The sequence below is a fragment of the Pseudomonas putida genome, from assembly GCA_029953615.1.
Taxonomy (GTDB): domain Bacteria; phylum Pseudomonadota; class Gammaproteobacteria; order Pseudomonadales; family Pseudomonadaceae; genus Aquipseudomonas.
In genome coordinates, this window is record CP124529.1 from 1,744,741 (window position 1) to 1,765,539 (window position 20,799).

Consider the following 20,799-nt stretch of genomic DNA (forward strand, 5'->3'; position numbering starts at 1 on the left):
GAGCGGCCTTGTGTCGCGATGGGCTGCAAAGCAGCCCCAAATTCTCGAGTCAGCCGCGCGCGTCGCGGTCTCGCAGCCCCAGCAGGTAAAGCACCCCATCCAGCCCCAGGGTGGAAATCGCCTGCTTGGCCGACTGACGCACCAGCGGCTTGGCCCGGAACGCCACGCCCAGGCCGGCCAGCGACAGCATCGGCAGGTCGTTGGCACCGTCACCCACGGCGATGGTCTGCTCCAGCTGCAAACCTTCTTCGCTGGCCAGCTTCTGCAGCAGCTCGGCCTTGCGCTGGGCATCGACGATCGGCTCCACGGCTACGCCGGTCACCTTGCCGTCGACCACTTCCAGCTCGTTGGCGAACACATAGTCGATACCCAGGCGCGCCTGCACCTGACGGGCAAAGTAGGTAAACCCACCGGACAGGATCGCCGTCTTGTAACCCAGGCGCTTGAGCTCGGCGAACAGGTTCTCGGCACCCTCGGTCAGGCGCAGCGACGCACCGATCTCGTCCAGTACACCTACATCCAGGCCCTTGAGCAGCGCCATGCGCTCCTTGAAGCTGGCGCGAAAGTCCAGCTCACCGCGCATGGCGCGCTCGGTGATCGCGGCCACCTGCTCACCCACGCCAGCGGCCTTGGCCAGCTCGTCGATGACTTCGGCTTCGATCAGCGTCGAGTCCATGTCGAACACCGCCAGGCGGCGGTTGCGGCGGAACAGGTCGTCCTTCTGGAAGGCGATGTCGACGCTCAGCTCTTCAGCCAGGGCGAAGAAATCGGCACGCAGGGCCTGGGAGTCACTCGGCACACCGCGCACAGAGATCTCGATGGCCGCCTTGCCCTTGTCGGTCTCGGCATCCAGCGCCACACGGGCCGACAGGCGCTCGATACGCTCGATGGTCAGCCCGTACTGGCTGATCACTGCACTCACCCGTTGCAGCTGCACGGGGGTGATCTTGCGGCTGAGCAGGGTGACAATGTGGCGCGCCTCGCCCTGGCCATCGGCCCAGTGCTGGTAGTCGGCCTCGGAAATCGGCGTGTAGCGGGCTTGCAGGTTCAGTTCGTGGGCCTTGGCCTGCACGCTTTGCAGCAGGGCGGTAGCCACTTCGTTGTCCGGGATATCGACCAGAATGCCGAACGACAAGGTGCCGTGCATGACTGCCAGGCCAATGTCGAGGATGCTCACACCGCCCTGCAGCAGGACGCCGGTGATAGCCGCAGTGAGACCGGGACGGTCCTCACCGGTGATGTTGATCAGGACGATTTCGCGCACAACCTGGCTCCGACTTCGATGAAAAATGCGCATTCTACCGATTTTCCGTGACCGTCGGGCGCCAACGATACTTTGCCGACAAAACCCGGCTCGCTATACTGCCCCACACTTTCATGCCATTAAGAGCCGAGCTCAGTGAACCGGCCCACGCCCGTCAAAGCAGACAACTTCTTCCTGATGATCTATCGTGCCCTGAGTCAACGTCGCGTGCCGCTGGCACTGCGCATCGCCTGCACCAACATATTCCTGGTGGCGCTGGCATTGGTGATCTACGCCTGCGTGATGGGCCTGCAGTTCAAGCAGGCCATGCACGAGCAGGCTGATGCCCTGGGCCAGAGCCTGACCACCCAGACCGCTACCTCGGCGACCGAGTTGCTGGTGGCCAACGACATCCTCAGCCTCAACGTGCTGCTCGGCAACCTGGTGAAGAACCCGCTGGTGGCCCATGCGGCGATCTACAGCGTGGACAATCGCATCCTCGCCGAAGCCGGCCAGCGCCCGCGCAACAGCCTGCTGGGCGAGGCCGAAGGCCTGTACCAGACCAAGATCACCTTCCAGGACGTGACCGCCGGGCAACTGCGCATCAGCCTGGACATGAGCCAGTTCCAGCAGCCGATGCTGATCAGCCTGCAAAGCATGGGCATTCTTGCCGCCATCCTGCTGGTACTGGCGCTGACCCTGAGCCTGCGCCAGGGTCGCTTCATCACCCTGCCGCTGCTGCAGCTGCGGGTGTGGCTGCGCGACCCGCAACCCTATACCCCGGCCACCGACCGCCAGGACGAGATCGGCGACATCGCCCGCCAGCTGCATGCGCGCCTGGCCCCACCGCCGCCACCTGAGCCAGAGCCTGAGGAAGAGGACGACGAGCAGTACGACGACCTGCACCACGCCGCGCCGGCAGCCAAGGCCGCACCGCGTACCAGGCTTGCCGCCCAGGCGGACGAGGATGACGACGAAGCTTTTGCCGGCCTGCTGGACGACGACAGCGCGCCCAAGGCCGCCGTGGTTGAATCCGACGAACCGCAGTACAGCGCCGTGCTCGCCGTGCAACTGGGTTCGCAGGAACAGCTTCGCCGCCTGCCGCGCACGCGCCTGACCGAACTGACCGAGCGCTACCGCGACTGCCTGGAGCACGCGGCCTCGCTCTACGACGGTGAAACCCACACGCTCAACGACGGCAGCACCCTGGTGCTGTTCCACAGCCGCGCCTGTGGCGAGGATTACCTGACCAATGCCATCTGCTGCGGCGAGCTGCTGCGCGCCCTGGGCCATGCCCTGCAGATCGAAGTGGCGGACAGTGGCATTACCTTGCAGTTGCAACTGGGCCTGGCCCTGGGCAACGACCTGCAGGGGCTGGAGCTGGTCGACCTGCTGATGGCCGAGAAGGCCCAGGACGCCCTGGCGCTGTCGCAGCACAGCCGCAACCTGTTGCTGGTGGAGCGCCAGATCAGCGATGACACGCTGATTCGCCAGCGCGCCCGCATTCGCCCGATTGCCAGCCCGGAAGGCGCCTGCTGCGTGGAGCGCCTGATGGAGCCTTACCCGTCGATGCTGGAGCGGCAACTGGCGCGGATGCACGAACGCCGGGCCTGATACCAGCTCTTTGTGGGAGCGGGCGTGCCCGCGAATCAGGCACCGCGGTGTATGCCACCGGCTGCGCCGGTGTTCGCGGGCATGCCCGCTCCCACAGGTCCCTGCAAAATCAGCGGTGTATGGTTTACAGCAGATACGAAAAAGCCCGCAGCAATGCGGGCTTTTTCGTATCTGGCAGTTTGATCAGAACCGGTAGACTTCCATATCGGTACGAATCGGAGCAGCCATCGGAATCTTGGATTTCTCTGGCGTCTTCTTCACCTGCACCGGCGCAGCCGGCTTTTTAGGTGCCTCTTCGGCAATCGCTGGCTGGTTGGCCAGCGGCTTGACTGCCGTGCTCAGCTGTTCGGCCAGCTTCTGCAGCAATTGGCCCTGGGCCTGCACCTGCGACGCCTCGCTGCCCGCGTGCGGCTGCTCAAGGTGAACGATACGGTTGTCACGCACATGGCCACGGCGATCCAGCAAGCGCCACTGGGCATCCAGGATAGCCGGCTGGTCCTTGCCCGAGTCCAGGCGAGTGATCGACAGCAGCACTTGTACATCCGGGTTGAAACCGGCCACCGCCGGCGCCAGCACCACGCGCTGGCTGTCCAGGCGCCAGGCGAGCTGGCGCACCAGCAGCTGGTCGATATCCGACGAAAGGCTGCCAGCCCAACGACCGTCGGTCGCCGAGGTCAGGCTGCCGTCAGCCTGACGCTGCAGGAACGTCTCGCGTTGCAGGTAATCGGCCACCGATACCGGGCCGAGCACCACGGCCATGCCTGCACTCTGCGAAGGCTGGCCAGGATCACCACTGTCGAGCTGGTACAGGGCAACCGGCTGATGCATGGTGCACCCGCCAAGGCCCAGCAGGCCAGTCATCAACAGCGCAAATGGAAGGCGCAGAAATTTCATCATCCCATCCAGGCGGTCGCCAACAGGCTAACCGCAGTGATACATATAGATTCAAACGGGCACACGGCCACGCCGGCACCGCAAGGGCCATATCATCCGCGAAATAACCGTCCGACTCCAGCATTTCTGCCCGGAACGACGCTGAAATTGCCGTTCCAGACATTTCAACTGCTTACGCCGGCACTTCCACCTGCAACCCATCGACCCGCTGGAACCCACGCGGCAACTTGCTGCCGCGCCGTCCGCGCTCGCCCTTGTAATGCTCCAGGTCGTCCGCTTTCAGAGATAGGGTACGCTTGCCGGCTTGCAATACAAGTGTCGCGCCTTCGGCAATCACGGCCAGATCGGTCACAAATTCTTCACGGCTGGCCACCCGGTCGCCCGGCACACCGATGATCTTGTTGCCCTTGCCTTTGCCCAGCTGAGGCAGGTCGCTGACCTTGAACACCAGCAGGCGGCCTTCGCTGGTCACTGCCGCCAACCAGTCCTGCTCGCGGTTGGCTACCGGGCGCGGCGTCATGACCTTGGCACCGTTGGGCAGGCTGAGCAAACCCTTGCCGGCCTTGTTCTTGGCCTGCAAGTCTTCACCCTTGACCACGAAGCCGTAACCGGCGTCCGAAGCCACCACGTAGAGCGCGTCGTCATCGGGCAACAGCACGCACTCGAAGGTGGCCCCCGGCGGTGGCGTCAGGCGGCCGGTCAGCGGTTCGCCCTGGCCACGCGCCGACGGCAGGCTATGGGCGGCCAGCGAGTAGCTGCGGCCAGTGGAGTCGATGAGCACCGCAAACTGGTTTGAACGCCCGGCGGCGGCGGCCTTGAAGCCATCGCCGGCCTTGTACGACAGGCCGGTGGCATCGATGTCGTGGCCTTTGGCACAGCGCACCCAGCCCTTCTCCGACAGCACCACGGTGACCGGCTCGGTCGGCATCAGCTCGTTTTCCGACAGGGCCTTGGCTTCGGCGCGCTCGACGATCGGCGAGCGGCGGTCGTCGCCATAGGTTTCGGCATCCTTGATCAGCTCGCTGCGTACCAGTTTGCGCAGCTTGGCATCGCTGCCCAGCAGCGCGAGCAGTTTGGCCTGCTCTTTCAGCAGTTCATCCTGCTCGCCGCGGATCTTCATCTCTTCCAGGCGCGCCAACTGGCGCAGGCGGGTCTCGAGGATGTAGTCGGCCTGGATCTCGGTCAGGTCGAAACGGGCGATCAGGGCCTGCCTGGGCTGGTCCTCGGTACGGATGATGTGGATAACTTCATCCAGGTTGAGGAACGCGGTCAGCAAACCTTCCAACAGATGCAGGCGCTTCTCCACCTTGTCCAGGCGGTGTTGCAGGCGGCGACGGACGGTAGCGGTACGGAATTCCAGCCACTCCAGCAGCAGCGCTCGCAGGTTCTTCAGCTGTGGTCGGCCGTCCAGGCCGATGATGTTGACGTTGACCCGATAGCTGCTCTCCAGGTCGGTGGTGGCAAACAGGTGCTGCATCAGTTCGTCGGCGTCCACGCGGTTGGAGCGCGGGATGATGACGATGCGGCACGGGTTCTCGTGGTCCGACTCGTCACGCAGGTCGGCGACCATCGGCAGCTTCTTGGCCTGCATCTGCGCGGCGATCTGCTCCAGCACCTTGGCCCCGGAGACCTGGTGCGGCAGCGCGGTGACGACAATGTCGCCATCCTCGACTCGGTACACGGCGCGCATGCGGATGGAGCCACGGCCACTTTCGTACATCTTGAGGATTTCTGCCCGCGGCGTGACGATCTCGGCCTCGGTCGGGTAATCCGGCCCCTGGATGTGCTCGCACAGCTGCTCGATGGTGGCCTTGGGCTCGTCGAGCAGGCGTACACAGGCTGTGGCCACTTCCCGCAGGTTGTGCGGCGGCACGTCGGTGGCCATGCCCACGGCGATACCGGTGGTGCCGTTGAGCAGAATATTAGGCAGGCGCGCCGGCAGCACGGCCGGCTCCTGCAGGGTGCCGTCGAAGTTCGGCACCCAGTCCACGGTACCTTGGCCAACTTCGCTGAGCAGTACCTCGGCGTAGCGCGACAGGCGCGCTTCGGTATATCGCATGGCGGCGAACGACTTCGGATCGTCCGGCGCACCCCAGTTGCCCTGGCCGTCGACCAGGGTGTAGCGGTAGCTGAACGGCTGCGCCATCAGCACCATGGCCTCGTAGCAGGCCGAGTCGCCATGGGGGTGGAACTTGCCGAGCACGTCACCGACGGTACGCGCCGATTTCTTGTGCTTGGCATCGGCATCGAGCCCCAACTCGCTCATGGCGTAGACGATGCGTCGCTGCACCGGCTTCAGGCCATCGCCGATGTGCGGCAGGGCGCGGTCCATGATCACGTACATGGAATAGTTGAGGTAGGCCTGTTCGGTGAAGTCAGCCAGCGAGCGGCGTTCTACGCCGTCCAGGCTGAGTTCCAGTGAGTCGCTCATGCGGGCCTCGTCATTTCAGGTTCTGGCGCAGCAGCATGGTGCCGCCGCGCTGGGTAAATTCAAGTTGTTTCAGGGCACTCATGCCCAGCAATACGGTCTGCCCGTCCAGGCCCGGCACCACGATGGCGCGCACGTCCTGCAGGCGGATATCCCCCAGCTGCAGGCTGGCCAGCCGCGTGCGGTAGCCTTCGGTACGGCCGTTGGCGGTACTGAGCTGCACCGGGCTGCCGCGCTCCAGGCCCAGTTCACGCCCCAACGCCTCGGGGATGGCCACGTCGGTGGCACCGGTGTCGAGCATGAAATGCACCGTCTGCCCGTTGATCGCGCCATCCATCACAAAGTGGCCCTGGCCGTTGCCCAGCAGGCGCACCTCGACAAAGCCTTCGCCATGCGACGACTGCACCTGGGCATTGGGGTTGCGCTGGCTGTCTTCCCATTGGCCGAAGAAGCGCGTGGCAAGGAACAGCGCCGCCGCCCAGGCGACGATCATCAGTACCTTGCCAGCCCGCTTGCCCGGTGCCTGGCTCATGGCTTGGCGCTCCAGCCGCCTTCCGGCGCGTCGAAGCGCCAGACGATCGGGCGTGCCTCGCCATCGGCGCGGGCGCCGTTGTTGTTGTCCAAACCGATCCAGGCGCCCTTGGCATCGATCACCAGGGCCTCGGCCAGGCCGAACGGCTGTTGATAGCGGCGCGACTCGACCAGGGCATCGGCAGCAAACGACCAGCAGCGCTCGACCTTGCCGCTGTCGGTATCCCGCCGGCAGACTCGGTAAGCGTTGCGTTCGAGCGTGAACAGCTTGCCCTCGAACCAGGCCAGGTCGGCGAAGTCGCGTGACAGCGCCTGGGCATTGGGCATCTGCGCAGGCTGCATTTCGACGCCAGCCTCGCTCAGCAGCACGCAGCTGCGCCCGCAGGTCCATACCGATTGCTGGCGCTCGATGGCCACCAGGCCACGGCGCTCTCGCTCGGCGGCCAGCCACAGGCGGTCGCCCGCCGGGTTGATCGCAAGACCCTCGAACAAGGCGTTGAAGTTCAACAGCATGCCACTGGCCCGGGCCTGACGAACCATGGCCGGGTCAATCTTCAACCAGTCCGGCTCGCCTTCCAGCGGCAGTTGCAGCACCGCCGCATGGGCCTCGCTGACCAGGTACAGGTTGCCCGCCTGATCACAGGTGATGCCTTCGAAATCCAGTTCACCACCGCGGATGTAGGAAGCCGCCCAGTTACGCGACTTCAGGCCCCACGGCAGGCCACTTTCCGGCACCGCTGGCGCGGTGAAGGTGAGCGGCTGCGCGCGCCAGGTCGGGTTTTGCCGGTCGAAGCGGTAGATGCGGTCGTCGTCGCGGTCGGACACACCCCACAGCCCGCCCCGGCACTCCACCAGGCCAGACAGGTTGCCACCGCGCATGCCGTCGATCGGGTGCTCGGCGCTCAGCTTCAGCTCTGGCCAGTTGCCCGCCAGGCTCGGCAGGGCAACCAGCGCCAGGCAGGCAGCCAGAAGCCGCCGAATCAAACCATGACCTCGGCCAGGTTGCCTTTGGTTTCCAGCCAGCTCTTGCGGTCGCCCGCGCGCTTCTTGGCCAACAGCTTGTCCATCAGCTCGCAGGTGGCCTGCACATCGTCCAGGGTCAGTTGCACCAGGCGCCGGGTGTTCGGGTCCATGGTGGTTTCGCGCAGCTGTGGCGGGTTCATTTCGCCCAGGCCCTTGAAGCGGGTGACCTGTGGCTTGCCGCGTTTCTTCTCGGCCACCAGGCGATCGAGGATACCGTCACGCTCGGCCTCGTCGAGGGCGTAGTAGATTTCCTTGCCCAGGTCGATGCGGTACAGCGGCGGCATGGCCACGTACACATGCCCGGCCTCGACCAGCGCGCGGAAGTGCTGGACGAACAGTGCGCACAGCAGCGTGGCGATGTGCAGGCCGTCGGAGTCGGCGTCGGCAAGGATGCAGATCTTGCCGTAGCGCAGCTGCGCAAGGTCGGTAGCCCCAGGGTCGACGCCAATGGCCACGGCGATGTTGTGCACCTCCTGGCTGGCCAGAACTTCGCCACCGTCCACTTCCCAGGTATTCAGGATTTTGCCACGCAGCGGCAGGATCGCCTGGAACTCCTTGTCACGCGCCTGCTTGGCCGAGCCACCGGCCGAGTCACCCTCGACCAGGAACAGTTCGGCGCGCATCGGGTCCTGGCCGGCGCAATCGGCCAGTTTGCCGGGGAGCGCCGGGCCCTGGGTGATGCGCTTGCGCTCGACCTTCTTGCTGGCTTTCAAGCGGCGCCCGGCGTTGCTGATGGCCAGCTCCGCCAGCTGCATGCCCAGCTCGGGGTGGGCGTTTAGCCACAGGCTGAAGGCGTCCTTGACCACGCCGGAAACGAAGGCAGCCGCCTCGCGCGACGACAGCCGCTCCTTGGTCTGCCCGGAGAATTGCGGGTCCTGCATTTTCATCGACAGCACGAAGGTGATGCGTTCCCAGACGTCTTCCGGCGCCAGCTTCACGCCACGCGGCAGCAGGTTGCGAAACTCGCAGAACTCCCGCATGGCATCCAGCAGGCCCTGCCGCAGGCCGTTGACGTGGGTGCCGCCCTGGGCGGTAGGGATCAGGTTGACGTAGCTTTCCTGGATGCTGTCGCCGCCTTCGGGCAACCACAGCAACGCCCAGTCCACCGCCTCCTTGTTACCGGCCAGGCTGCCGCAGAACGGCTCGTCGGGCAGGCGCTGGAACTCGTTGACCGAATCGACCAGGTAAGAACGCAGGCCGTCTTCATAGTGCCACTCGACCTTCTCGCCACTGGCCTTGTCCTCGAAGCTGACCAGCAGGCCCGGGCACAGCACGGCCTTGGCCTTGAGCACGTGCTTGAGGCGGCTGATGGAGAACTTCGGCGAATCGAAGTACTTGGGGTCGGGGCTGAAGTATACGCTGGTGCCGGTGTTGCGCTTGCCAACCGAACCGACCACTTCCAGCTCGCTGGCCTTGAAACCATCGGCGAAGGTCATCTGGTATTCGTTGCCGTCACGTTTGACGCGCACGCGCACCTGGGTCGACAGGGCGTTGACCACCGAAATGCCCACGCCGTGAAGGCCACCGGAGAACTGGTAGTTCTTGTTGGAGAACTTGCCGCCGGCGTGCAGCTTGGTGAGGATCAGCTCGACCCCGGACACGCCCTCTTCCGGGTGGATATCCACCGGCATGCCACGGCCGTCATCGCTGACTTCCAGCGAGTGGTCGGCATGGAGGATGACCTGCACCGAACGGGCGTGACCGGCCAGGGCTTCGTCGACGCTGTTGTCGATGACTTCCTGGGCCAGGTGGTTGGGGCGGCTGGTATCGGTGTACATGCCCGGCCGCTTGCGGACCGGGTCAAGGCCCGAGAGGACTTCGATGGCGTCTGCGTTATAGGCGCTAGCGCTGGGAGTGGCCATAGGGTCTCGTCGTCAGTCTGGTGAATGCAAAAAAGTCAAAATACAGAAAAATCGAGCGCCGCATACTGCCCACGGGCAATGCCGGCAAAGGCCAGCAGGGCCGGCAGGCGCTCGGCGAAGCCCTGGAAGCTGTGGTCGCCGCCGGCCTGGATGCGCAGCGCACAAGCACGGTAATAGCGCTCGGCATGGCGATAGTCCAAGGTTTCATCGGCGGTTTGCAGCCACACTTGATAGCGGCTGGGGTCCACCGGGGCCGGTACTTCAAGCTCGGCCAGGGCCTGCACGTGATCTAGGGTCAGCTCCCAGGTTTCGTCGGTATAGTGGTTGCGCTGGGCACCCAGGTAGCCGTCGAAATGCTTGTGCGGGGTTACCGCCGGGTTGATCAGCAGGGCCTTGAGACCATGGCGCTCGGCCAGATGAGTGGCATAGTAGCCGCCGAGCGAACTGCCCACCAGTAATGGCGCGCCGAGTTCGGCGATGGCCACTTCGAGCTGGGCAATGGCCTGGCGTGGGTGATGGTGCAACGCGGGCACCCGCAGCTGATCGGCCAGGCCGAGGCGCTGCATGACAGCTTCGAGTTGGCGCGCCTTGGTTGAGAGTGGCGAGCTGTTGAAGCCATGGATATAGAGGATGGAACCCGACATGCTGCCCCCGGAATCTGTGGCTTCGCGCCCGGTGAGACGGGCGCAGGGACGCGCAGTGTAGCGCGTTCGCCGGGTTTTGACGCAGTGTCACGGGTTTCGCAACAATTTCTTCACCGAGCACCGCAGCAAGACTGGACCTGTGGGAGCGGGCGTGCCCGCGAACACCGGCGCAGCCGGTGCCAGCCACCGCGTTGAATTCTTCGCGGGCACGCCCGCTCCCACAGAGATTTGTGCAGATTTCGAGTGTTTTAATAACCTGGGCTTTCGAAGTCGAGCTTCACTTCAAAATCCAGCGCCCGCTCCACTCCAGTCTCCAACCGCCCGTCGGCGTGCAGGCGCAGCCAGCGATACCCAGGCTGTTCCTCGCTCACCTTGAAGTCCTCGCTACGCGCCGCGAACTGGATGCAGGTCGACGGCGTGGCCAGCAGACGCCGGCCGTTGCGCACTTCATCCCACTCCTGGTGCACATGCCCCCACAGCAACGCCCGCACCTGCGGATAACGTTCGACGATATCGAACAGTGCCTGAGCATTGCGCAAGCCTATCGGCGCAATCCACGCACAGCCGATATCTACCGGCTGATGGTGCAAGCACACCAGGCAGTGCCGCTCGCCCGCCTCTTGCAAGGCCACCTCCAGCACTGCCAGCTGGTCATCGGTCAAAAAACCATGGGTAGCGCCGTGCACAGCCGTGTTGAGCATGACGATTCGCCAAGCCCCCATATCGGTCACCGCCTGCACCAGCTCGGGCGCCACCTGCACCATCACCTGAGCCTCATCGTGATTGCCCGGCAACCAGCGGGTGGGCACGGCAAACGGCGCGGTCAGCTCACGGAATGCTTCATAAGAGGCAACACTGGCGTCCTGCGAAAGGTCACCGGTGCACAGCAGCAGGTCGACAAGCGGTTGCTCCCGCTGCACCTGGGCCACTACATGGCGCAGGCTGTCTCGGGTATTGAGGCCCAGCATGCTGCCCGCCGGGTCGGCAAACAGGTGGGCATCGGTCCAGTTGCACCACATGCACGGGGCGCGTTTGGTCTGGCTGCGGCAACGGCCGTCTCCTCGAACGGATTCAGCGCGAATTATGGCTGTACAACGGTTACGCGCAAACACTCGTAACCCAACCACGTCACAATTCAGCGAACGCTTGCCAGCTCATGACCACAGGCCAGGCAATGACTCAGCCATTCACCGAGGAACAGGTTGAGCTGGGCCTTTTCGTCCGGCTGGTGCATGGCTTCGTTGGGATAGGGGTAGATGCTGCGCAGACGCCGGGTGTGTTCGGCACTGACCACCTCGGCCATGCGCGCATCGTGGTACACCTGCACTTCCAGGTGTGGCACCGGCAACCACGGCAGGCTGTGCTCCTGGCGCACGTGCAGGGTGGTGGTGTACGGGCAGGCCAGCACCACGTCGAGGACCAGCACGCCAAGCATCTGGTCGCCCTGGGTCATGCCGATGCGGCGCGAACTCTGGGTGGTGCGCATGTCGGGCAACAGGCGCATCAGCCGGGCGTAGTTGGCCTCGCAGGCTGCCTGCAGCCCGACCAGGTCGACCCGATAACGCTCGCGCAGCAGGTTCACTTCCACATACCTCGTACTTCGTCACGGTTCAGCGCCAGCCATTGCAGGCCGATGATAGTCGCCGCATTGCAAACACGCCCGTCGCGCACGGCTTGCATGGCATCCTCGAACGACCAGACCCGCACGCGAATGTCTTCGCCTTCTTCTTCCAGGCCATGCAGACCGCCCGCGCCTTCACTGTTGCAGCGACCGAGGAACAGGTGGACATACTCGTCACTGCCACCAGGCGACGGGAAGTAGCGGGTCATCGGCCACAGTGCGCTGAAGACCAGGCCGGCTTCTTCTTCGGCTTCGCGGTGGGCGACCTGTTCAGGCTGCTCGTCCTTGTCGATCAGCCCGGCGACCATCTCGATCAGCCACGGGTTGTCGATCTTGCCCATGGCCCCCACCCGGAACTGCTCGATCAGCACCACTTCATCGCGTTGCGGGTCATAGGGCAGCACGCACACCGCATCATGGCGCACGAACAGCTCGCGGCTGATTTCGCGGCCCATGCCACCGGCGAACAACTCGTGGCGCAGGTGCACCTTGTCGAGCTTGTAGAAGCCCTGGAAGCAGTTATCCCGCTTGACGATCTCGACCGCCCTGGGCACTGAGTTCAACGTGTCTGACATGGGAATCCTCATTACCTCGCCTACAGCATCGCGCCATCCTACTCTCCACGCCAGCGGGTTTCACCCCTTTCCAGTAACCGTTCGCGCACTCGGGACAGCGCGCCTTCTCTCTGTTAGCTTAGTGGCGAACTGAAGGCCGCGCAGACGGTCAAAGGCCGACTTTTCCCTGTTCTGCAAGGATTCCCATGACACTTGTCAAACTGACTTCCGTGGCTGTGCTGGCCCTGGCACTGGGTGCCTGCCAAAGCCTGTTCACGCCCAACTACCGGGCGCCGCTCGAGGTCAAGCGTGATGCCTGGGAGCATGTCAAACCCGGCTGCAGCGAAAGCGACTGCCCGCTGGTGAACATCGACATGATCCACTTCCCGGCCTTGCCCAAGCTTGATGGCATCGTCGAGAAACGCCTGCTGCAACTGACCGAAGACAACCAGCGCGGCAACGCACCCGCCACCCTGCAAGCCTACGAGCAGCAGTACCTGGCCAGCGCCGACAAGCGCAACAGCAGCTACCTGCAGGCCAAGGTACGCGAGCAGCATGACGGGCTGGTGATCATCGAACTGTCCAGCTACCTGGACAGCGGCGGCGCCCACGGCATGCCCGGGCGCGGGTTCATCAACTATTCGCGCAAGCTGGACAAGGTGCTGACCCTGCAGGACATGCTGGTGGCCGGCCAGGAAGACACCTTCTGGAAAACCGTGGAGGAGTCGCACCGCGCCTGGCTGATCAGCGTAGGCATGGACAAGGACGCCGAGTTCATCAAGACCTGGCCGTTCAAGCAGTCGCCGCACGTCGCCCTGACGTACGGCGCGGTGGTGGTCAAGTACGAGGTCTACACCATCGCGCCCTACTCCATGGGCCACGTGGAATTGAAGATCCCCTACCCGCGCCTGAATGGCGTGCTCAAGCCTGAACTGTTTCCCGGCCGCGGCTGAAGCTCAGCAGCCCGTGCAGTAGCCCTGCCAGCAGCAATGCCGGCAGGGTCGCCCCCAGGTCCGGCGCCTGCGCGGCGATCACATGGTACGCCACCACGCCGACCACCCAGGCCAGCAGTGCCTGCCAGTGCAAGCCATTCACCTGTGCTGGCAGGCGGCGGCGACGGATCACGTAGTGGTCCACCAATACCACACCGAACAGCGGTGCAAACACCGAACCGATCAGCAGCAGGAAGTTCTCGTACTGTGCCAGTGGCGCCAGCAGGGCAATCAGCGTGCACAGCACGCCAATGGCCAGCGCCAGGTGCTCGACCTTCAGGCGCACCAGCACGCCGGTGGAAACGGCCGCCGAGTGAATGTCGGCAAAAGCCTTTTCCGACTCGTCCAGCAGAATCAGCAGCAGCGGAATGCCCATGCCGGCGCCCGCCAGGGCCAGCAGCAGGGCGTTGGCTTCGCCACTGCCGGCAAAGGCCAGGGTGTAGCCCACGCCCAGGCTCATCAGCCAGGTGTTGCCGATGAAGTAGCCCAGCACCGTGCCGCCGAATACAGGTTTGCCGTTGCGGGCAAAACGCGAGTAGTCGGCGATCAGCGGCAACCAGGACAGCGGCATGGCGATGGCGATGTCGAAGCCCACGGCCAGCGACATCGAACCGTCGCCGGCGCGGTTCCACATTGCCGTCAGGTCGGCCTTGGCGAACAAGTTCCAGGTCAGCCACAGGCAAGCACCCAGCAGCAGCCAGATACCCCAGGCGCGCAGCACCTTGCGCACGAACGCCAGTGGCCCACCGACCGCGAGCAAGGTGGCCAGGGCGCCGAAGCACAGGGTCCAGAGCATCGGACTGTTCCAGGCACTGGCTTCGCCGAACGCCCGCGCACCCAGCAGGCTGGCGGCATCGCGCATGACGATGATCTCGAACGCGCCCCAGCCCACCAGTTGCAGCAGGTTGAGCAGCGCCGGCAAGCGCGCGCCATGGGCGCCCAGGCTGAGTTTCAGGGTGCCCATCGCCGACAGGCCGGTGTCGCTGCCGATGACACCGGCAGCCCCCAGCAACAGCACACCCACACCGGTGCCCAGAGCGATGGCCAGCACTGCGCCAGCAAGGCCCAGACCAGGTGCCAGCATGGCGCCGACCTGCAGCACCATAAGGCCGATGCCGAGGGAGAACCATAGCGAGAACAGGTCGCGGGCGCCGAAGATGCGCTGGGCGATGGGGACCGGGTGATCGGGGGAGAATTGGCTGGGAGTGGTCATTGTTATTTTCGCCGGAAGAATGAGGAGTTGCACACAGCATCCTGTGGGAGCGGGCGTGCCCGCGAACAAGGGCGAAGCCCTTGCCATGCACCGCGGTGCTTGCTTCGCGGGCACGCCCGCTCCCACAGGGTAAGGTGCTGCGGCTTAGACTTTGTGGTACAGCTGACTGCCTTCCTGGCGGAACCGCTCGGCCTGCTCGCGCATGCCTTGCTCGACCGTCACATCCACGGTTTCGATCTTGGCGGCGTACTCACGTACTTCCTGGGTGATCTTCATCGAGCAGAACTTCGGCCCGCACATCGAGCAGAAGTGCGCGACCTTCGCCGATTCCTTCGGCAGGGTCTCATCGTGGTAGGCGCGGGCGGTGTCCGGGTCCAGGCCGAGATTGAACTGGTCTTCCCAACGGAACTCGAAGCGCGCCTTGGACAAGGCGTTGTCACGAATCTGCGCGCCCGGGTGACCCTTGGCAAGGTCGGCAGCGTGAGCAGCGATCTTGTAGGTGATGATGCCGGTCTTCACGTCATCCTTGTTCGGCAGGCCCAGGTGTTCCTTGGGTGTGACGTAGCAGAGCATGGCGCAACCGAACCAGCCGATCATCGCCGCGCCAATGCCCGAGGTGATGTGGTCGTAGCCAGGGGCGATGTCAGTGGTCAGCGGGCCGAGGGTGTAGAACGGCGCCTCGTCGCAGCATTCCAGCTGCTTGTCCATGTTCTCCTTGATCAGTTGCATCGGCACGTGGCCGGGGCCTTCGATCATGCACTGCACGTCGTGCTTCCAGGCGATCTTGGTCAGCTCGCCGAGGGTCTCCAGTTCACCGAACTGCGCGGCATCGTTGGCGTCGGCAATAGAGCCGGGGCGCAGGCCGTCGCCCAGCGAGAAGCTGACGTCGTAGGCCTTCATGATTTCGCAGATTTCTTCGAAGTGGGTGTACAGGAAGTTTTCCTTGTGATGCGCCAGGCACCACTTGGCCATGATCGAGCCACCGCGGCTGACGATACCGGTGACGCGCTTGGCGGTCAGCGGCACATAGCGCAGCAGTACACCGGCGTGGATGGTGAAATAGTCCACGCCCTGCTCGGCCTGCTCGATCAAGGTGTCGCGGAACAGCTCCCAGGTCAGGTCTTCGGCCACGCCGTTGACCTTTTCCAGGGCCTGGTAGATCGGCACGGTGCCGATCGGTACCGGCGAGTTGCGGATGATCCACTCGCGGGTTTCGTGAATGTGCTTGCCGGTGGACAGGTCCATGACCGTGTCCGAACCCCAGCGGATGCCCCAGGTCAGCTTGGCCACTTCTTCCTCGATCGAGGAACCCAGGGCGCTGTTGCCGATATTGCCGTTGATCTTCACCAGGAAGTTGCGGCCGATGATCATCGGCTCCACTTCCGGGTGGTTGATGTTGGCCGGGATGATCGCGCGGCCACGGGCGATTTCCTGGCGAACGAACTCGGGGGTGATCTCTTTCGGGATGTTGGCCCCGAAACTGTGGCCGGCGTGCTGCTCGTCGAGCAGGCCGGCGGCGCGTGCCTCCTGCAGCTTCATGTTTTCGCGGATGGCCACGTACTCCATCTCGGCGGTGATGATGCCCTGGCGGGCATAGTGCATCTGCGAGACGTTGGCGCCCGCCTTGGCACGGCGCGGGTTGCGCACATGGGCGAAACGCAGCTTGGCGAGTTCCGCATCGTTCAGGCGCTGCTGGCCGAAATCGGAGCTCAGGCCGGCCAGGCGCTCGGTGTCACCGCGCGCCTCGATCCAGGCCGAACGCACATCGGCCAGGCCCTTGCGTACGTCGATGACGACGTTGGGGTCGGTGTACGGGCCGGAGGTATCGTAGACCAGCACCGGGGCATTGGCCTCGCCACCGAAATCGGTCGGGGTGTCGTCCAGGCTGATTTCACGCATGGGCACGCGGATGTCCGGGCGCGAGCCTTCGACATAGACCTTGCGTGAACGCGGGAACGGTTGCACGGACTGCTGATCGACTTGTGCCGATTCGCTGAGGTTGATCGCTTTTTCTTGTTTGGTCATCACAGGCTCTCCAGACGGCTTCCTACGCAGTGGAATGTCGGGGTGAACCTGAAAGGCGCGGACGCACCCTGTTGATGGGGTGCAGTGCCGGATATTGGGGTGCCTGAAGCTGCATGCAGCTGTGGACATTCCCGGACCTGGCACAAGAGGCTCCCCGGGAAGGCGAGCAATCTTGTTCCCTACGCAGGCGCTAACCTGATCAGGTTCAACGGGATCCGCAACTTTGCGATCTCAGCCTTTGCTTCAAGGCACCCCGACAAGAACATGCGCAGTCTAGACTGGAGTGGTCGGCAAAGCCAAGCGGGTAAATGCGCGGATGATGAAAGGCACCCCGAGCGATTGTTGCCGGGTGCGCATGGCACTACACTGGCCCGTCGCTCGATACTCAACAGTTCAGTAATTAAATTTCGTACAAGGATTGCCTTTATGCTGCGCAAACTTTCACTGGCGATAGCCGTGTCTTGTGCGTCCAACGGAGTGGTCTGGGCAGCGGACGTGCCTCAAACAGTCAAGACCGACCTGGTCAGCGTCTACCAGGAAGCGGTCGACAACAACGCTGACCTGGCGGCGGCCCGCGCCGATTACGGCGCCCGCCGCGAAGTGGTGCCACAGGCCCGCGCCGGGTTGCTGCCCAACCTTTCGGCAGGTGCCGAAATGCTGAACACCCGCACCAAGCTGGACGAACCATCGGCCACCAGCAACCGCAGCGGTAATACCTGGAGCGCGACCCTGGCGCAGCCGATCTTCCGCGCTGACCGCTGGTTCCAGTTGCAGGCGGCCGAAGCGGTCAACGAACAGGCGGCGCTGGAGCTGTCGGCGACCGAACAGAACCTGATCCTGCAAACTGCACAGAATTACTTCGCCGTGCTGCGTGCCCAGGACAACCTGGCCGCGACCAAGGCTGAAGAAGCTGCCTTCAAACGCCAGCTGGATCAGTCCAACGAACGCTTCGACGTCGGCCTCTCCGACAAGACCGATGTGCTGCAATCCCAGGCCAGCTACGACACGGCGCGGGCCAACCGGATCATTGCCGAGCGCCAGGTACAGGATGCCTTCGAGGCCCTGGTGACCCTGACCAACCGGGAATACACATCGATTCAAGGCGTGGTCCATACCCTGCCGGTGCAGGTCCCTACGCCCAACGACGCCAAGGCCTGGGTCGAAACCGCCGGGCGCCAGAACCTCAACCTGCTGGCCACCAACCACGCGGTCACCGCTGCCGAGGAAACCCTGCGCCAGCGCAAGGCCGGCCACGCGCCGACCCTGGACGCAGTTGCCAAGTATCAGAAGGGTGACAACGACAATTTCGGTTTCACCAACCCCGCACCGGCCCCCGTTACGCGCTATAGCGGCGATGTCGAGCAGACCAGCATCGGCTTGCAGCTGAACATCCCGATCTACAGCGGTGGCCTGACCAGCTCGCAAGTGCGCGAGGCCTATCAGCGCCTGAGCCAGAGCGAGCAGCAGCGTGAAAGCCTGCGACGCCAGGTGGTGGAGAACACCCGCAACCTGCACCGCGCGGTGAATACCGATGTGGAACAGGTGCAGGCGCGCAAGCAGTCGATCATCTCCAACCAGAGCGCGCTGGAAGCCACCGAAATCGGCTACCAGGTGGGTACCCGCAATATCGTTGACGTGCTTGATGCCCAGCGCCAGCTGTACACCTCGGTGCGCGACTACAACAACAGCCGCTATGACTACATCCTCGACAACCTGAGCCTGAAGCAGGCGGCCGGCACCTTGAGCCCGCAGGACCTGCAGGACCTCAAGCGGTACCTGAAACCGGACTACAACCCGGACAAGGACTTCCTGCCGCCGGACCTGGCAGCAGCGGCAGCGAAGAACTTCGAGCGCCGCCCTTGAGATAGGTGTTGGCTTTTTCGCGGGCTCGCGCCCGCTCCCACAGGGATTGCGCAGCCCTCGAAGCATGCATCAATCCTGTGGGAGCGGGCGAGCCCGCGAAGAAGCCAATGCAAAAATCAGCGGATAAGCGCACCCAGCCCATCAAGCAAGCGCTGCAAAGCCCCTTGATTGGCCCGCATCACCGCCCTGCCCGCCTCGCCCATGCGCTGCGCATCCTGCGGCAGTTCGACCAGCCGCCGCACTGCCTCGGCCAGCCCGTCGACATTCTCCACCTGCTGCAAGGCCCCCGCCTCGCGCAGCATCGCGCTGATTTCGAGGAAGTTGAACACATGCGGCCCCATCAGCACAGGCAATGCCAACGCTGCCGGCTCCAGCGGATTGTGCCCACCGGTTGCCACCAGGCTGCCACCAACGAAGGCAATATCAGCCAGCGCGTAAAGGAACAGCAACTCACCCATGGTGTCGCCGACCAATACCTGCGTCTGCGCATCGACCGGGGTACCGGCCGAGCGACGCACGCTGACGAATTGTTCGCTGCACAGCGCATGCACCGCGGCAAACCGCTCGGGGTGGCGCGGCACCAGGATCAGCAAGGCATCACCATGCACCTGCAGCAACTGCCGGTGCGCCTGCAGGATCAGCGCATCCTCGCCTTCATGGGTACTGGCCGCAATCCACACCGGGCGCTGCTCAGCCCCCCACTGCGCACGCAGTGCCCTGGCACGCGGCAGCAGTTGCTCGTCGATCTTCAGGTCGAACTTGATCGAACCGGTGACCCGTACGCACTCAGGGCGAGCGCCCAGGTCAAGGAAGCGTCGGGCCTCGGTTTCGGTCTGCACGGCAATCAGGCTCATCTCGGCCAGCATCGGCCGGGTCAACCTGGCAAAGCGCCCATAGCCACGGGCCGAGCGCTCGGACAAGCGGGCATTGGCCAGCGCTACCGGAATGCCGCGTTTCGCACACTGGTGAATGTGGTTGGGCCACAGTTCGGTTTCCATGATGATGCCCAGCTTCGGCTGCACATGATCAAGAAAACGCCCCGCCGCCCACGGCAGGTCGTAGGGCAAATAGCAATGCTGCACACGTGGTTCGTCGGCGAACATGGCGCGAATACGCTCGGACCCGGTCGGAGTCATGCAGGTAAGCGTAATCGGCAACTCCGGGTAGGCCTTGAGCAAGGCACGCACCATCGGTGCCGCTGCAATGCTCTCGCCCACCGACACCGCGTGTACCCAGATGCCGCCTTGGCGCATGGCCGGCAGCTTGAAGGCAAAGCGCTCGCCGATGCGATGGCCATAGGCCGCCGCCTTGCGCGCGCGCAGGTACAGGCGCAGCGCAACCAGCGGCAGGCCCAGGTGAAACAGCAAGGTATAGAGAGTTCTGTTCATGGCCGCGGAGTTTACCCGATCGCGCGCAGGTGCACCGCAAAGCGCTCGGCCAGCCACTGCGCAGCCGGCCCCAGTGGCTCGTCGCGGCGCCAGGCCAGTTCCACCACCAAGGCCGGTGGCCGCCACTCGCTGTCCAGTTCGACCATGTGCGCCTGGTAAGTCGGGTATTGCACCACGTGCCGCGGCAGCCAGGCCCAGCCCAGGCCGCGCATCAGCAGTTCTGCCATGGCGTAGAAGCTGTCGGCGCGCCACACCTGCGGGCTGATCGCCTCGCCGCCGGGATAGCCGCTTTGCTGCGGGGTAATCAGCAGTTGTCGATGGCGCGCCAGTTGCTGGCGGGTGACCCGGCCTTCGCCCGCGAGCGGGTGGCCAACCGCGCACACCGTGACCATTTCCACGCTGCCCAGGGCGCGCCGCTCCAGCGATGCCGGGATGCTTTCGTGGTGGAAGAACAGGCCAAGATCGGCGCGCCGCTCCACCAGCTTGCGCGCCACATCGCCTTGGGCGCCGCTGGCCAGTTGCACCTCCAGGAACGGGTAGCGGCTGGCCAGTTCGTCGAGGCTGTCGATGACCGGCTGATAGGGCATGGCTTCGTCCTGGGCGACTCGCAGCAAGGCCTCCTGCCCGCGCATCAGCGCCAATGCACGGCCATCCAGGCGTTCGCACTGGCGCAACAGTTCGCGGGCATCTTCCAGCAGGGCGCTGCCGTTTTCGGTCAGCTTGGGTTGCCGGCCACTGCTGCGCTCGAACAAGGTGACACCGAGGTCGGTTTCGAGCAGGGCGATCGCGCTGCTGATCGCCGACTGGGCCTTGCGCTGCTCACGGGCCACGGCAGAGAACGAGCGCAGTTCTGCAACGCGCAGGAAGGTACGTAGCTGTTCAAGGTTCCACTGCTCGGCCATCA

At 64.3% G+C, this 20,799-nt stretch carries 16 protein-coding genes, 1 pseudogene and 1 riboswitch; of the genes and pseudogenes, 3 read left to right on the top strand and 14 right to left on the bottom strand.

Features of this window, described 5'->3' with window-relative positions; all coding sequences use genetic code 11:
• Positions 1 to 49 precede the first annotated feature (49 nt).
• On the bottom strand, positions 50 to 1,264 hold the full coding sequence (gene serB / locus QIY50_08110) for a phosphoserine phosphatase SerB (GenBank protein WGV22140.1): 1,215 nt from the start codon (positions 1,262 to 1,264) through the stop codon (positions 50 to 52).
• A gap of 135 nt (positions 1,265 to 1,399) precedes the next feature.
• Here serB and QIY50_08115 point away from each other — a divergent pair, with 135 nt between their 5' ends.
• Positions 1,400 to 2,857 (top strand): AhpA/YtjB family protein, encoded by a 1,458-nt coding sequence (locus QIY50_08115; GenBank protein WGV22141.1) that lies wholly within the window; start codon positions 1,400 to 1,402, stop codon positions 2,855 to 2,857.
• Positions 2,858 to 3,040: 183 nt separating this feature from the next.
• Here the strand turns inward: QIY50_08115 and QIY50_08120 are convergent, their stop codons facing one another.
• The 9 genes and pseudogenes from QIY50_08120 to QIY50_08160 all read right to left on the bottom strand — a co-directional run bounded on the left by QIY50_08120 (position 3,041) and on the right by QIY50_08160 (position 12,435).
• Entirely contained in the window at positions 3,041 to 3,751 is a 711-nt protein-coding gene (locus tag QIY50_08120; GenBank protein WGV22142.1) for a PqiC family protein, read from the bottom strand.
• 172 nt (positions 3,752 to 3,923) lie between these two features.
• The gene (gene parC / locus QIY50_08125) at positions 3,924 to 6,182 is read right to left on the bottom strand and encodes a DNA topoisomerase IV subunit A (GenBank protein ID WGV22143.1); all 2,259 of its coding nucleotides are present in this window, start codon (positions 6,180 to 6,182) and stop codon (positions 3,924 to 3,926) included.
• Between the two features lie 10 nt (positions 6,183 to 6,192).
• Positions 6,193 to 6,711 (bottom strand): TIGR02281 family clan AA aspartic protease, encoded by a 519-nt coding sequence (locus QIY50_08130; GenBank protein WGV22144.1) that lies wholly within the window; start codon positions 6,709 to 6,711, stop codon positions 6,193 to 6,195.
• A complete protein-coding gene (locus QIY50_08135) occupies positions 6,708 to 7,694 on the bottom strand; it encodes an esterase-like activity of phytase family protein (GenBank protein ID WGV22145.1) in 987 nt (328 codons plus the stop codon). The genes QIY50_08130 and QIY50_08135 overlap by 4 nt, the downstream gene beginning before the upstream one ends.
• The gene (parE, locus tag QIY50_08140; protein ID WGV22146.1) at positions 7,691 to 9,595 is read right to left on the bottom strand and encodes a DNA topoisomerase IV subunit B; all 1,905 of its coding nucleotides are present in this window, start codon (positions 9,593 to 9,595) and stop codon (positions 7,691 to 7,693) included. The genes QIY50_08135 and parE overlap by 4 nt, the downstream gene beginning before the upstream one ends.
• A 35-nt stretch (positions 9,596 to 9,630) precedes the next feature.
• Positions 9,631 to 10,239 carry a YqiA/YcfP family alpha/beta fold hydrolase gene (locus QIY50_08145; GenBank protein ID WGV22147.1) on the bottom strand — a complete coding sequence of 203 codons (609 nt, stop codon included), beginning with the start codon at positions 10,237 to 10,239 and terminating at the stop codon, positions 9,631 to 9,633.
• Between the two features lie 248 nt (positions 10,240 to 10,487).
• A pseudogene (cpdA, locus tag QIY50_08150) lies at positions 10,488 to 11,289 on the bottom strand (3',5'-cyclic-AMP phosphodiesterase).
• Between the two features lie 85 nt (positions 11,290 to 11,374).
• On the bottom strand, positions 11,375 to 11,827 hold the full coding sequence (locus QIY50_08155) for a DUF1249 domain-containing protein (GenBank protein WGV22148.1): 453 nt from the start codon (positions 11,825 to 11,827) through the stop codon (positions 11,375 to 11,377).
• A complete protein-coding gene (locus QIY50_08160) occupies positions 11,818 to 12,435 on the bottom strand; it encodes an NUDIX domain-containing protein (GenBank protein ID WGV22149.1) in 618 nt (205 codons plus the stop codon). Before QIY50_08160 ends, QIY50_08155 begins: the two co-directional genes overlap by 10 nt.
• Before the next feature lie 185 nt (positions 12,436 to 12,620).
• Here QIY50_08160 and QIY50_08165 point away from each other — a divergent pair, with 185 nt between their 5' ends.
• The gene (locus tag QIY50_08165) at positions 12,621 to 13,367 is read left to right on the top strand and encodes an RsiV family protein (GenBank protein ID WGV22150.1); all 747 of its coding nucleotides are present in this window, start codon (positions 12,621 to 12,623) and stop codon (positions 13,365 to 13,367) included.
• Here the strand turns inward: QIY50_08165 and cytX are convergent.
• Positions 13,336 to 14,619 (bottom strand): putative hydroxymethylpyrimidine transporter CytX, encoded by a 1,284-nt coding sequence (cytX, locus tag QIY50_08170; protein WGV22151.1) that lies wholly within the window; start codon positions 14,617 to 14,619, stop codon positions 13,336 to 13,338. The two genes, QIY50_08165 and cytX, sit on opposite strands and share 32 nt — an antisense overlap.
• Positions 14,620 to 14,763: 144 nt before the next feature.
• Complete coding sequence (thiC, locus tag QIY50_08175; GenBank protein ID WGV22152.1) at positions 14,764 to 16,644, bottom strand: phosphomethylpyrimidine synthase ThiC; 1,881 nt, start codon at positions 16,642 to 16,644, stop codon at positions 14,764 to 14,766.
• A 159-nt stretch (positions 16,645 to 16,803) separates the two neighbouring features.
• Positions 16,804 to 16,910, bottom strand: a riboswitch (TPP riboswitch).
• A 160-nt stretch (positions 16,911 to 17,070) separates the two neighbouring features.
• Here thiC and QIY50_08180 point away from each other — a divergent pair.
• Positions 17,071 to 18,507 carry a TolC family outer membrane protein gene (locus QIY50_08180; GenBank protein ID WGV22153.1) on the top strand — a complete coding sequence of 479 codons (1,437 nt, stop codon included), beginning with the start codon at positions 17,071 to 17,073 and terminating at the stop codon, positions 18,505 to 18,507.
• Between the two features lie 116 nt (positions 18,508 to 18,623).
• On the opposite strand, the gene waaA is transcribed toward QIY50_08180, so the two are convergent.
• Positions 18,624 to 19,895 carry a lipid IV(A) 3-deoxy-D-manno-octulosonic acid transferase gene (waaA, locus tag QIY50_08185; protein ID WGV22154.1) on the bottom strand — a complete coding sequence of 424 codons (1,272 nt, stop codon included), beginning with the start codon at positions 19,893 to 19,895 and terminating at the stop codon, positions 18,624 to 18,626.
• Between the two features lie 11 nt (positions 19,896 to 19,906).
• Positions 19,907 to 20,797: a LysR family transcriptional regulator gene (locus tag QIY50_08190; GenBank protein WGV22155.1), complete on the bottom strand. Its 891-nt coding sequence runs from the start codon at positions 20,795 to 20,797 to the stop codon at positions 19,907 to 19,909.
• Between the last annotated feature and the right edge of the window lie 2 nt (positions 20,798 to 20,799).

Bases quoted from the DNA above. Each gene is read 5' to 3' on its own strand.
- QIY50_08165 (WGV22150.1), top strand. From the start codon at position 12,621: ATGACACTTGTCAAACTGACTTCCGTGGCTGTGCTGGCCCTGGCACTG.
- QIY50_08160 (WGV22149.1), bottom strand. From the start codon at position 12,435: ATGTCAGACACGTTGAACTCAGTGCCCAGGGCGGTCGAGATCGTCAAG.
- thiC (WGV22152.1), bottom strand. From the start codon at position 16,644: ATGACCAAACAAGAAAAAGCGATCAACCTCAGCGAATCGGCACAAGTC.
- QIY50_08130 (WGV22144.1), bottom strand. From the start codon at position 6,711: ATGAGCCAGGCACCGGGCAAGCGGGCTGGCAAGGTACTGATGATCGTC.
- cytX (WGV22151.1), bottom strand. From the start codon at position 14,619: ATGACCACTCCCAGCCAATTCTCCCCCGATCACCCGGTCCCCATCGCC.
- waaA (WGV22154.1), bottom strand. From the start codon at position 19,895: ATGAACAGAACTCTCTATACCTTGCTGTTTCACCTGGGCCTGCCGCTG.
- QIY50_08120 (WGV22142.1), bottom strand. From the start codon at position 3,751: ATGAAATTTCTGCGCCTTCCATTTGCGCTGTTGATGACTGGCCTGCTG.
- QIY50_08145 (WGV22147.1), bottom strand. From the start codon at position 10,239: ATGTCGGGTTCCATCCTCTATATCCATGGCTTCAACAGCTCGCCACTC.
- QIY50_08190 (WGV22155.1), bottom strand. From the start codon at position 20,797: ATGGCCGAGCAGTGGAACCTTGAACAGCTACGTACCTTCCTGCGCGTT.
- QIY50_08180 (WGV22153.1), top strand. From the start codon at position 17,071: ATGCTGCGCAAACTTTCACTGGCGATAGCCGTGTCTTGTGCGTCCAAC.
- parC (WGV22143.1), bottom strand. From the start codon at position 6,182: ATGAGCGACTCACTGGAACTCAGCCTGGACGGCGTAGAACGCCGCTCG.
- parE (WGV22146.1), bottom strand. From the start codon at position 9,595: ATGGCCACTCCCAGCGCTAGCGCCTATAACGCAGACGCCATCGAAGTC.